Origin of the sequence: Bradyrhizobium sp. WSM1743, from assembly GCF_000473065.1 — a bacterium.
GTDB lineage: Bacteria > Pseudomonadota > Alphaproteobacteria > Rhizobiales > Xanthobacteraceae > Bradyrhizobium.
Window position 1 is genome coordinate 1 of the sequence record NZ_AXAZ01000080.1, and the last position, 11,692, is coordinate 11,692.

Annotated in this window: 9 protein-coding genes and 1 riboswitch; of the genes, 4 read left to right on the forward strand and 5 right to left on the reverse strand. The window is 65.2% G+C overall.

Annotation, left to right across the window (positions count from 1 at the left end; genetic code table 11):
• Nucleotides 1–173 (reverse strand): helix-turn-helix domain-containing protein (locus YU9_RS46465; RefSeq protein WP_156952267.1); only part of this gene is annotated, 173 nt, incomplete at its 3' end.
• A 134-nt stretch (nt 174–307) separates the two neighbouring features.
• On the opposite strand from YU9_RS46465, the gene YU9_RS50345 reads away from it, so the two are divergent.
• Together YU9_RS50345 and YU9_RS50350 are read left to right on the forward strand one after the other, a co-directional pair.
• On the forward strand, nt 308–943 hold the full coding sequence (locus YU9_RS50345) for a hypothetical protein (protein ID WP_245266609.1): 636 nt from the start codon (nt 308–310) through the stop codon (nt 941–943).
• Nucleotides 944–1,002: 59 nt separating this feature from the next.
• Nucleotides 1,003–1,299, forward strand: coding sequence for a hypothetical protein (locus YU9_RS50350; protein ID WP_245266610.1), 297 nt, complete (start codon nt 1,003–1,005; stop codon nt 1,297–1,299).
• Nucleotides 1,300–1,414: 115 nt separating this feature from the next.
• On the opposite strand, the gene gcvP is transcribed toward YU9_RS50350, so the two are convergent.
• The 3 genes from gcvP to gcvT all read right to left on the reverse strand — a co-directional run bounded on the left by gcvP (nt 1,415) and on the right by gcvT (nt 5,958).
• Nucleotides 1,415–4,279 carry an aminomethyl-transferring glycine dehydrogenase gene (gcvP, locus tag YU9_RS0132665; protein ID WP_027576558.1) on the reverse strand — a complete coding sequence of 955 codons (2,865 nt, stop codon included), beginning with the start codon at nt 4,277–4,279 and terminating at the stop codon, nt 1,415–1,417.
• Nucleotides 4,280–4,433: 154 nt separating this feature from the next.
• Nucleotides 4,434–4,802: a glycine cleavage system protein GcvH gene (gene gcvH / locus YU9_RS0132670; RefSeq protein WP_027576559.1), complete on the reverse strand. Its 369-nt coding sequence runs from the start codon at nt 4,800–4,802 to the stop codon at nt 4,434–4,436.
• Between the two features lie 10 nt (nt 4,803–4,812).
• Nucleotides 4,813–5,958, reverse strand: coding sequence for a glycine cleavage system aminomethyltransferase GcvT (gene gcvT / locus YU9_RS0132675; RefSeq protein ID WP_027576560.1), 1,146 nt, complete (start codon nt 5,956–5,958; stop codon nt 4,813–4,815).
• Nucleotides 5,959–6,104: 146 nt separating this feature from the next.
• Nucleotides 6,105–6,195, reverse strand: a riboswitch (glycine riboswitch).
• A 221-nt stretch (nt 6,196–6,416) separates the two neighbouring features.
• On the opposite strand from gcvT, the gene alaS reads away from it, so the two are divergent.
• Both alaS and YU9_RS0132685 read left to right on the forward strand, forming a co-directional pair.
• A complete protein-coding gene (gene alaS, locus YU9_RS0132680; protein WP_027576561.1) occupies nt 6,417–9,095 on the forward strand; it encodes an alanine--tRNA ligase in 2,679 nt (892 codons plus the stop codon).
• A 5-nt stretch (nt 9,096–9,100) separates the two neighbouring features.
• Nucleotides 9,101–10,327, forward strand: a complete 1,227-nt coding sequence (locus YU9_RS0132685) for a cyclic nucleotide-gated ion channel (protein ID WP_027576562.1) — start codon at nt 9,101–9,103, stop codon at nt 10,325–10,327.
• 81 nt (nt 10,328–10,408) lie between these two features.
• Here YU9_RS0132685 and YU9_RS0132690 read toward each other — a convergent pair whose 3' ends face one another.
• Nucleotides 10,409–11,623 (reverse strand): NADP-dependent isocitrate dehydrogenase, encoded by a 1,215-nt coding sequence (locus tag YU9_RS0132690; RefSeq protein WP_027576563.1) that lies wholly within the window; start codon nt 11,621–11,623, stop codon nt 10,409–10,411.
• Nucleotides 11,624–11,692 lie beyond the last annotated feature (69 nt).

The following is an 11,692-nucleotide window of genomic DNA, read 5'->3' on the forward strand; positions in this document are numbered from 1 at the left end:
TGACCGCCCATCTTGCCCGGCGCAACCGAGCCGGTCGCCCGCTGTCGCTGTGACCACTTCACCACTGACGAGACCGCAACACCAAACCGTTCCGCCACCGATCGGCAGCTCTCGCCCGCCAAAACCGACGCCACCACACGCTCGCGAAGATCCAGGGAAAGAGGTCGGGTCATGCGATGCTGGCCTCCAATCCAGTCAGCATCTTGAATCACAATCCGCCAAAAACCGGAATCCCTCCGATTCAATCAAGCGAGGAAATGCTCTAGTTGAGACGAAATTGTTTGTTTTGGAGTGAGGCGCCTGCGCCATGAAGCGTATGATCCTGACCAGTTCGGCGGGCGTCGGTCTTGCCCTCGCCGATCGCGCCGACGTGGTCGCGCCCTTCATCTATCGGTTTGTTTCAGGACCGCTTCCGTCGGCTGCCCACCTCGATCGCTATCTCGGCTGGCGCGAGTCCAAGTTTTATGACGAAATTCATTGGTCCAATTTCGTCCGTCGATCGCCCTTTGTCAGCGACGAAGTTCGGGCACGTCCGTTGCTCGGGGTCATCGAAACCTGCGGGGTCGATCTCATCGATCTGTGCTTCGACCCTGAACCAAACAGCCAATTGCAGTTAAGCTGGATCCTCGATTACCTGCGTTCCGAACCATCCATCACAGAGAATCTGAAATTGCGATATGTCGATTTCGACCTGCGCAGAGCAGATCCCGCAGAGCTTCGTCATCGTGATGTGCAGCAGTTCGATATCGCAGAAAGTGATTTTGGGATCGCCAACATGGCTTGGGAGGCCTATCGCGGGCCGACGCCCGAACTTTGCGCCGGCCTGCTGGACAGGCCGCTCGGCAAACTGTCTTTCTTCAAGCCCGCGCTGGAAGCCCTGCTCGCGGAGCTGCCGTCACCGACACGGGGCTGGGGGCGAGCGAGGCGCGACTTCTTGAACTGATCGCGAGTGGAAAGAGTCGTACCGATGACCTGTTTCACCCGGGCGCGCTGGGGACACGCGTGTTCGATCCGTGGGAGTTGGGCACGCTGCTCGAAGGACTCGCATTCGGCCCGGCGCCGGTCGTTGCGGGTCTGGACAGCAAGCTGGCGACACTCGATCCGGACAACGCGAGAAGTCGCAACGCGGCCTTTCGTCGGAGCCGGCTGTTGCTGACGGAGTTTGGCGAGGCGGTCCTGGCAGGCCGGGAAGATTTTCGCCGTCACAACCCGATCAAACGCTGGTGGGGCGGCACGCTTCTCACCAATGAGCGGCTGTGGCGGTGGGATCGCCAGCGCCGATTGTTGATCGCGCCCTAGCGGCGCGTTCGGTGCCGGGCCAAGGCGCGCGAGCGCCGGGCCCACCATGTTTTAGCGCGAGGGAAGGTGGTGGGCACGCTTCGCTTTGCCCACCCTACGAGACCTCCGTCGGCTCTTACTCCGCGGCTTCCGCGTAATCGCTGACCGGCGGGCAGGAGCACACCAGATTGCGGTCGCCGTAGACGTTGTCGACACGGCCGACCGGGCACCAGTATTTGTCGGTACGAGAGACGCCGTCGGGGAAGCAGCCCTCGCTGCGGGTGTAGGGGCGCTTCCAATCGTCGTCCGCGATGTCGTGCACGGTGTGCGGGGCGTGGCGCAAGGGCGAGGCTTCGATCTTGAAGCGGCCGGCTTCGACTTCTGCGATTTCTTTCCGGATCGCGATCATGGCATCGCAAAAACGATCCAGCTCGGCCTTGGATTCCGACTCGGTCGGCTCGATCATCAGCGTGCCCGGCACCGGGAAGCTCATGGTCGGGGCGTGGAAGCCGTAATCGATCAGGCGCTTTGCGATGTCGTCGACCGTGACGCCACTGGTCGTCTTGAGCGGACGGGGATCGACGATGCACTCATGGGCGACGCGGCCCTTCGCGTTCTTGTAGAGCACCGGGAAGTGCGGATCGAGGCGCGCTGCGATGTAATTGGCGTTGAGGATCGCGATCTCCGTGGCGCGCTTCAGGCCCTCGCCGCCCATCATCAGGATGTAGATGTAGGAGATGGTGAGGATCGAGGACGAGCCGAACGGCGCGGCCGAAACCGGGCGCACCGATGCGTCGGCTTGAGTCGCCGGATGGCCCGGCAAGAACGGGGCGAGATGCGCCTTGACGCCGATCGGGCCCATGCCGGGGCCGCCGCCGCCATGCGGGATGCAGAAGGTCTTGTGCAGATTGAGATGGCTGACATCGGCGCCGTAATCGCCGGGCCTGCTAAGGCCGACCTGCGCATTAAGGTTGGCGCCGTCCAGATAGACCTGGCCGCCATGGCCGTGCACGATGTCGCAGATCTCGCTTATGTGCTCCTCGAACACGCCGTGGGTCGAGGGATAGGTGATCATGACCGCGGCGAGATCGTTGGAATGCTTCTCCGCCTTGGCGCGGAGATCGTTGACGTCGACGTCGCCGTTCTTCTCGCAGGCGACCACCACCACCTCCATGCCGACCATCGCAGCCGAAGCCGGGTTGGTGCCGTGGGCGGAGGAGGGGATCAGGCAGATCTTGCGGTGGCTCTGTCCGCGCGCGGCGTGATAGCCGCGGATCGCAAGCAGCCCGGCATATTCGCCTTGCGCACCGGAGTTCGGCTGCAGCGAGATCGCGTCATAGCCGGTGATGTCGCACAGCCATTTTTCCAGCCGCGCGAACAGCGCGTGATAGCCGGCCGCCTGCTCGCGCGGAACGAACGGATGCAGCGAGCCGAATTCCGGCCAGGTCAGCGGCATCATCTCGGTGGTCGCGTTCAGCTTCATGGTGCAGGAGCCGAGCGGAATCATCGCGCGGTCGAGCGCGAGGTCGCGATCGCTGAGCTTGCGCATGTAGCGCAGCATCTCGGTCTCGGAGCGGTGCGCGTGGAACACCGGATGGGTCAGGAACGCGGTGGTGCGCTTCAAATCGTCGGGCAGCGCCTCGCGCGTCGCTGCATCGATCTCGGCATAGGCAAGCGTGCCGCCGAAGGCGCGCCAGACCGCTTCGACGGTCGCGGGCGTCGTGGTCTCGTCGAGCGCGATGCGGAGCGCGGTGTCACCGACGCCGAGATTGATCTTTTCTGCCCCAGCACGTGCAACGATTTCGGCGCGCTTGGCGCCGGCATCGACGCTGAGCGTGTCGAAGAAGGTTTCGCTACTCGGCGCAAAGCCGAGCTTGCGCAGGCCCGCCGCGAGCACAGCGGTGCGGCGATGCACGCTGCGCGCGATTTGCGTCAGCCCTTCCGGGCCGTGATAGACCGCGTACATCGCGGCGATCACGGCGAGCAGCACCTGCGCGGTGCAGATGTTGGACGTCGCCTTCTCGCGGCGGATGTGCTGCTCGCGGGTCTGCAGCGCGAGGCGATAGGCGGGCGCGCCGCGGGAGTCGACGGAGAGGCCGACGATGCGGCCGGGCAGCGAGCGCTTCAGCGCATCGCGCACCGCCATATAGGCCGCATGCGGTCCGCCATAGCCCATCGGCACGCCAAAGCGCTGCGCCGAGCCGATGGCGATGTCGGCGCCAAGCTCGCCGGGCGAGGCGAGCAGCGTCAGTGCCAGCAGGTCGGCGGCGACGATCGCAAGCGCACCCTTGGCTCTCAGCGCCGCGATCGCGGGCCTGAGGTCGCGCAATGCGCCGGAAGAACCGGGATATTGCAGCAGCGCGCCGAGCACGTCTGATTTGTCGAGATCGGTGAGGGGATCGCCGACGACCAAATTCCAGCCCAGCGGCTCGGCGCGGGTGCGCATCACAGCTAGCGTCTGCGGATGCACGTCCTTGTCGACGAAGAAGGCCTTTGCCTTGACCTGCGAGTGCCGCTCGGCGAGCGCCATGGCTTCGGCGGCCGCGGTGGCTTCATCGAGCAGCGAGGCGTTGGCGACGTCGAGCCCGGTGAGATCGCAGATCATGGTCTGGAAGTTGAACAGCGCCTCCAGCCGGCCCTGGCTGATCTCGGGCTGATAGGGTGTATACGCCGTGTACCAGGCCGGGTTTTCCAGGATGTTGCGCTGGATCACCGCGGGCAAAATCGTGCCGGAGTAGCCCTGGCCGATCAGCGAGGTGAAGACCTGGTTCTGGCGCGCCAGCTCGGTCATATGCGCAATCGCCTCGGTCTCGCTCAGCGGCTTGCCGAGATCGAGCGGAGATGCCTGCCGGATCGAGGCCGGCAGCGTCTCCGCCATCAACGCGTCGACGCTCTTCGCGCCGACGGCCTCGAGCATTGCGGTGACGTCGCGCGCCGACGGGCCGATGTGGCGGCGGACGAAGGCGGCGGTGTCGCCATTGGATTTGCGGTGCGCGGTCATCATGGGTCCTCGCTAGATGTTGCTGTCATGCCCCGCGAAGGCGGGGCATCCAGTAAACGCAGGCGTTTCGGCTCGGGCCGATGGGCCGCGGCGTACTGGATCACCCGTCTTTCCGGGTGATGACAGTGAGAATGAGGTTAGAGTTCTCGTCATCTCACGCCGTATGTGCCTTGTAGGCGGCTTCATCCATGAGGCCGCCGAGTTCGCTTTTGTCGGCAATCTTGATCTTGAAGAACCACGCCTTGCCCTGCGCGTCCGAGTTCACCAGCGCCGGCTCGGCGGCGAGCGCATCGTTGGTCGCGAGCACTTCGCCCGAGATAGGCGCGTAGACGTCGGAGGCGGCCTTCACCGATTCCACGACGGCGGCGGCTTCCGCCTTCTTCAGGCTGCGGCCGACCTTGGGCAGTTCGACGAACACGACGTCGCCGAGCTGCTGCTGGGCGTAATCGGTGATGCCGACCGTGGCGGTATCGCCGTCGATGGCGAGCCATTCATGGTCGGAAGTGTACAGCGTCGTGGTCATTGGCTTGTCCTCAGCGTTTGTAGGTGTTTTTCACGAAAGGCATGGCGGCGACTGCGAGCGGCAGTCGCTGGCCGCGCACTTCGGCGAAGAGCTTTGTGCCGAGCGCGCTCAGGTTCGTGGGCACGTAGCCCATCGCGACCGGCGCGCTCAGGCTCGGGCCGAAGCCGCCCGATGTGACTTGTCCGATCGGCGCGCCGCCCGTGTCGTGCGCAAACAGCAGCGCGCCCTCGCGCACCGGGGCGCGGCCCTCGGCACGCAGGCCGACGCGGCGGCGGGATGCGCCGTTGTCGAAATGGGTGAGGATCTTGTCCGCGCCGGGAAAACCGCCGGCACGGGCGCCGCCGCTGCGGCGGCTCTTCTGCACCGACCATTCCAGCGCGGCCTCGACCGGCGTGGTGGTGGTGTCGATGTCGTGGCCGTAGAGGCAGAGCCCGGCTTCCAGCCGCAGGCTGTCGCGGGCCCCTAAGCCGATCGGCAGCACGTCCGGATTGTCCAGCAGCATTTTCGCGAGGCGCTCGGCATCGCTAGAGGGAACCGAAATCTCAAAGCCGTCCTCGCCGGTGTAGCCGGAGCGCGAGACGAAGCACTGGATGCCGGCGACCTCATGCGGGCCGGCGTCCATGAATTTCATGGCCGGCGCCTCCGCACAGAATTTCGCCAGCACCGCCTCCGCCTTCGGGCCCTGCAGCGCGATCAGCGCGCGGCCTTCCAGCGATTCGATGGCGCAGTCGCCGGACAGGTTCGCGCGCAGATGCGCCTCGTCGGCGTCCTTGCAGGCGGCGTTGACGACCAGGAACAGGTGATCGCCGAAATTGGCGACCATCAGGTCGTCCAGAATCCCGCCATCCGCATTGGTGAACTGGGCGTAGCGCTGCCGCCCCGGCGCGATCGCCACGATATCCTGCGGCACCAGCCGTTCCAGCGCGCCGGCGGCGTCCTCGATCCTCCCCGACTTCGGCCAAAGCGCGATCTGGCCCATATGGGAGACGTCGAACAGGCCGGCGGAGGCTCGGGTCTGGAGGTGCTCCTTCAGCACGCCCGCGGGGTACTGCACGGGCATGTCATAGCCCGCGAACGGCACCATCTTGCCGCCCAGGGACACATGGAGGCTGTGGAGGGGCGTACGTTTCAGGGAGTCTTGGTCGTGCGCTAGCATCTAAGGGGCCCTCGGCGGTTCCCCGGGGAGGATTCCCCGACGGACACCAGTCGAAGCCCCATCTGTCGCTGTGCCTGAGAGTATTATCCCGTCGGCGGACGCAGTCCGGGTCTTAAGCCCGTCGGCGCCTCTTTCCAGATGCTGTCAAAGCCACGCGGTCCTTTTGCCTGAGAGTTTCCGGGGCGGTTGCTCCTTCGGCGCCGGCTGCCTAAAGCCGGTCTCTCCCGACGTGGCCGTACGATACAGATGGGTAGAGACCACAGGGCTGCCAAGCCTGTCAACGCGACCTTTGCGTCTTTCAACGGGATTGCGCGCCTGCGGCAACCCTCTGATCTCCCTGCACAGTTTCTGGACAGCGAAGCTGGCCTTGTCTAAAAGCGCTTTGGCCCGCAGATATCAGCCTTAATTTCCGGTTTGGACGGCAGCAAGCGGGCCCAAGCATACCCGATTGGATGAACATGAGCGGCGTCAACGAGATCAGGTCGACCTTTCTGAACTTCTTTGCCGAGAACGGCCACGAGGTCGTGCCGTCCTCGCCACTCGTGCCGCGCAACGACCCCACGTTGATGTTCACCAATGCCGGCATGGTGCAGTTCAAGAACGTCTTCACCGGCGTCGAGAAGCGTCCCTATCAGCGCGCCACCACCTCGCAGAAATGCGTGCGCGCCGGCGGCAAGCACAATGACCTCGACAATGTCGGCTACACCGCGCGCCATCTCACCTTCTTCGAGATGCTCGGCAACTTCTCGTTCGGCGATTACTTCAAGGAGCGCGCGATCGAGCTCGCCTGGAAGCTGATCACCAAGGAGTTCGGGCTGAAGAAGGACAATCTGCTCGTCACGGTCTATCACACCGACGACGAGGCGGCGGGCCTGTGGAAGAAGATCGCCGGCTTCTCCGACGACCGCATCATCCGCATCCCGACCTCGGACAATTTCTGGGCGATGGGCGACACCGGCCCGTGCGGCCCGTGCTCGGAGATCTTCATCGACCGCGGCGAGCACATCTGGGGCGGGCCTCCGGGCTCGCCGGAGGAGGACGGCGACCGCTTCCTCGAATTCTGGAATCTCGTGTTCATGCAATACGAGCAGGTGACGAAGGAGGAGCGCGTGGATCTGCCGCGTCCCTCGATCGACACCGGCATGGGCCTGGAGCGCATGGCCTGCATCCTCCAGGGCGTCGAGAGCGTGTTCGAGACCGACCTGTTTCGCAACCTGATCGAGGCCACGGCGTCCGCGCTCGGCACCGGGCCGAACGAACAGACCGTCGCCTCGTTCCGCGTCATCGCCGACCATCTGCGCTCCTCCGCCTTCCTCGTCTCCGACGGCGTGCTGCCCTCGAACGAGGGCCGCGGCTATGTGCTGCGCCGGATCATGCGCCGCGCGATGCGCCATGCGCAGCTGCTGGGGGCGAAAGAGCCCTTGATGCATCGGCTGGTCTGGGCGCTGGTGCGCGAGATGGGCCAAGCCTATCCGGAATTGATGCGCGCGGAAAAGCTGATCGAGGAGACGCTGCGGCTGGAAGAGACCCGCTTCCGCAAGACTCTTTCACGCGGCTTGGCCATTCTCGACGAGAAGAGCGCCGGTCTGAAGAAGGGCGACATGTTCGACGGCGACGTCGCCTTCACGCTGTACGACACCTACGGCTTCCCGCTCGACCTGACGCAGGATGCGCTGAAGTCGCGCGGCATCGGCGTCGACCAGGCTTCGTTCAACGACGCGATGGAGCGCCAGAAGGCCAAGGCGCGCGAATCCTGGAAGGGCTCGGGCGAAGCTGCCTCCGAGGCGATCTGGTTCCCGCTGCGCGAGAAGCTCGGCGCCACCGAATTCCTCGGCTATGAGACCGAGAGCGCCGAGGGAGTGGTCTCCGCGCTGGTGAAGGATGGCCAGGAAGTCGCCAGCCTCAAGACCGGCGAGACGGGCGCGATCGTGTTGAACCAGACGCCGTTCTATGCGGAGTCCGGTGGCCAGGTCGGCGACACCGGCGTGCTGACCGGCGAGGGCGGCATCAAGGTCCGCGTCACCGATACGCAGAAGAAGCTCGGCGATCTCTTCGTTCACATCGGTACGGTGGAGAGTGGGGAGCTGAAGCTCGGCGCTGCGCTGCAGCTCGAGGTCGATCATTCGCGCCGCTCCTCGATCCGCGCGCATCACTCGGCGACGCATCTCATTCACGAGGCGCTGCGCCAGGTGCTCGGCGACCACATCGCCCAGCGCGGCTCGCTGGTCGCGCCGGATCGTTTGAGGTTCGACTTCGTGCATCCGAAGCCGATCACGGCCGAGGAGCTCGCCCGTGTCGAGGACATCGCCAATGACGTGGTGCTGGAGAACGACGAGGTCACCACGCGTATCATGGGCGTCGACGAAGCCCGCGAGGCCGGCGCCCGTGCGCTGTTCGGCGAGAAATATGGCGACGAGGTCCGCGTCGTCTCGATGGGCAGGACCGCGCGCGAGCGCGGCGCCAACGCGCTCGGCTGGTCGGTCGAGCTCTGCGGCGGCACGCATGTCAAGCGCACCGGCGATATCGGCCTGATCACGCTCACGAGCGAAAGCGCAGTCGCTTCCGGCGTGCGCCGCATCGAGGCGCTGACTGGCAATTACGCGCGCAAGCACGCCAACGAGACCATGGCACTAGCGAAGACCGCGGCGAACGAGCTGCGCACCTCGCTCGACGACGTGCCGGCACGCATCGCCGCGCTGATGGAGGAGCGCAAGAAGCTCGAGCGCGAGCTCTCCGACGCCCGCAAGAAGCTGGCGATGGGCGGCGGCGCCTCCGCCGGCAACGGCGCAGCGTCGGGCGTGCGCGAGGTCGGCGACGTCAAGCTGATGGCGCGCGCGGTCGAGGGCATCGAGATGAAGGATCTCAAGGGCCTTGCCGACGACGGCAAGAAGCAGATCGGCTCGGGCGTCGTCGCCATCGTCGGCGTCACCGAGGACGGCAAGGCCGGTGTCGTGGTCGGCGTCACGCAAGACCTCACCGCGCGCTTCAACGCCGTGAACCTCGTGCGCATCGCCTCCGAGGCGCTCGGCGGCAAGGGCGGCGGCGGCCGGCCCGACATGGCGCAGGCCGGCGGCCCCGATGGTGCCAGGGCGACCGAGGCGCTGGCGGCGATCGAAAAAGCGATGGCAGGCGCTTAAAGATCATGTCCCCCGTTCCGCGAGGACGTGGGCTTTCCGATCCGAACTTACGGGATCGCCTCTACGAATTGCTGGAGCACGATCCCTTGGCCTATTCGGTCGGGTCGCGCTTCATCCAGCTGATCATCGGCGTCATCGTGCTCAATGTGGCCGCGATGATCCTCGCCTCGGTGCCGGAGCTCGACGCGCGCTTCGGCATGCTGTTCGCGGGCGTCTCCATCCTGTCGGTGATCCTGTTCGCGCTGGAATATGCCGCGCGGCTGTGGACCGTGGCGGGACATACGCCGCGCAAGGGCTCCGCGCTCGCCGACCGGCTGGGCTATGTCTTCTCAGCGCTCGGCATCATCGACCTCATGGCGTTCCTGCCCGCGGCAATCGTGCTTGTGACCGGCCGGCACGCGACGCTGGCGGCCCTCGGCGTGCTGCCGTTCTTCAAGCTGATCCGCTATTCGCCGGCGATGCGCTCGCTGCTCGCCGCCGTCCATGCCGAGCGGCGGGCACTGATCGGCTGTATCGTCATCCTGATCGGCGTGGTCTTGACCTTCGCCTCGCTGCTCTACGCCATCGAGCGCGACGTGCAGCCCGACAAGCTCGGCACCATTCCGCAGGCGATGTGGTGGGCGATCGTCACGCTTGGCACCGTCGGCTATGGCGACGTCGTGCCGGTGACGCCGCTCGGCAAGTTCATCTCCACCTTCGCCATCATCTCGGGCTTTGCCATGATCGCGCTGCCGGTCGCGATCATCTCCACGGCCTTTGCGGAAGAGGTGAAGCGGCGCGATTTCGTCGTCACCTGGGGCATGCTGGCGCGGGTGCCGCTGTTCTCGCACCTCTCCGCCGCGGAGATCGCCGATATCATGCGCCTCCTGCGGGCACGCACCATCGAGCAGGGCGAAATCCTGGTGCGACGGGGCGATGCGGCCTCGTCGATGTATTTCATCACCGCCGGCGAGGTCGAGATCGCGCTGCCGAGCCAGCAAGTGCACCTTGCCGACGGCACCTTCTTCGGCGAGATCGCGCTGCTGCACAAAACAAAACGCAGCGGCACGGTGACGGCGACGCGCAAGACGCGCCTGCTGGTGCTCGATGCCCAGGATTTTCACGCCCTGATCGCGCGCATGCCGACGCTCGCCGCCCACGTCCACAACACCGCCAAGGCAAGGCTTGCCGATAGCGGCGATCTCGCGCTGGCCGAGCTGGCGCAGGCGGAGAAGGAAGGCACCGACCGCTAAGCGGCCTGAAAAGCAAACGGGCCGCGCATGCCGCGCGGCCCGTGATGATGTCTGGCCCGGTCGAGCGAAATTGCGGTCGGCTTACGCCGCCATCGCCTTGACCAGGTTCTCGGCGACCTTGTCGAGGAAGCCGGTGGTCGAGAGCCAGCGCTGGTCGGCGCCGACCAGGAGCGCGAGGTCCTTGGTCATGTAACCGGCCTCGACGGTGTCGACGCAGACCTTCTCCAGCGTGGCCGCGAACTTGGCGAGCTCGGCGTTGTTGTCGAGCTTGGCACGGTGGGCGAGGCCACGGGTCCAGGCGAAGATCGACGCGATCGAGTTGGTCGAGGTCTCCTTGCCCTTCTGGTGCTCGCGGTAGTGGCGGGTCACCGTGCCGTGGGCGGCTTCGGCCTCGACGGTCTTGCCGTCGGGGGTGAGCAGCACCGAGGTCATCAGGCCGAGCGAACCGTAACCTTGCGCGACCGTGTCGGACTGCACGTCGCCGTCGTAGTTCTTGCAGGCCCAGACATAGCCGCCGGACCATTTCAGCGCCGAGGCCACCATGTCGTCGATCAGGCGGTGCTCGTAGGTCAGGCCCTTGGCGTCGAACTCCTTCTTGAACTCGCGGTCGAAGATGTCCTGGAAGATGTCCTTGAAGCGGCCGTCATAGACCTTGAGGATCGTGTTCTTGGTCGACAGATACACTGGGTAATTACGGAGCAGGCCGTAGTTGAAGGAGGCGCGGGCGAAATCGATGATGGAGTCGTCGAGATTGTACATCTCCATGGCGACGCCGGCGCCGGGCGCCTTGAACACTTCCTTCTCGATCACGGTGCCGTCCTCGCCGACGAACTTCAGCGAGAGCGTGCCCTTGCCCGGGAACTTGATGTCGGTGGCGCGGTACTGATCGCCATAGGCATGGCGGCCGATGATGATCGGCTTGGTCCAGCCGGGAACCAGGCGCGGCACGTTCTTGCAGATGATCGGCTCGCGGAAGATCACGCCGCCGAGGATGTTGCGGATGGTGCCGTTCGGCGACTTCCACATCTGCTTGAGGTTGAACTCCTTCACCCGGGCTTCATCGGGGGTGATGGTGGCGCACTTGACGCCGACGCCGACCTTTTTGATCGCCTCGGCGGCGTCGATGGTGACCTGATCGTTGGTGTGGTCGCGGTACTCCATGCCCAGGTCGAAATAGAGCAGCTCGACATCCAGGAACGGGTTGATCAGCTTGTCCTTGATGTACTGCCAGATGATCCGGGTCATCTCGTCGCCATCGAGCTCGACGACGGGATTGGATACCTTGATTTTTGCCATGATCGGGGAAGCCTCTTGGGAACGGCGCTGATGGTGCGCCACGGGAATATCCGCCGCCTCTTAGCACCT

Excerpts from the sequence above, each read along its gene's own strand:
- YU9_RS50345 (WP_245266609.1), top strand. The coding sequence starts at position 308 with ATGAAGCGTATGATCCTGACCAGTTCGGCGGGCGTCGGTCTTGCCCTC.
- gcvP (WP_027576558.1), bottom strand. The coding sequence starts at position 4,279 with ATGACCGCGCACCGCAAATCCAATGGCGACACCGCCGCCTTCGTCCGC.
- gcvH (WP_027576559.1), bottom strand. The coding sequence starts at position 4,802 with ATGACCACGACGCTGTACACTTCCGACCATGAATGGCTCGCCATCGAC.
- gcvT (WP_027576560.1), bottom strand. The coding sequence starts at position 5,958 with ATGCTAGCGCACGACCAAGACTCCCTGAAACGTACGCCCCTCCACAGC.
- alaS (WP_027576561.1), top strand. The coding sequence starts at position 6,417 with ATGAGCGGCGTCAACGAGATCAGGTCGACCTTTCTGAACTTCTTTGCC.
- YU9_RS0132685 (WP_027576562.1), top strand. The coding sequence starts at position 9,101 with ATGTCCCCCGTTCCGCGAGGACGTGGGCTTTCCGATCCGAACTTACGG.
- YU9_RS0132690 (WP_027576563.1), bottom strand. The coding sequence starts at position 11,623 with ATGGCAAAAATCAAGGTATCCAATCCCGTCGTCGAGCTCGATGGCGAC.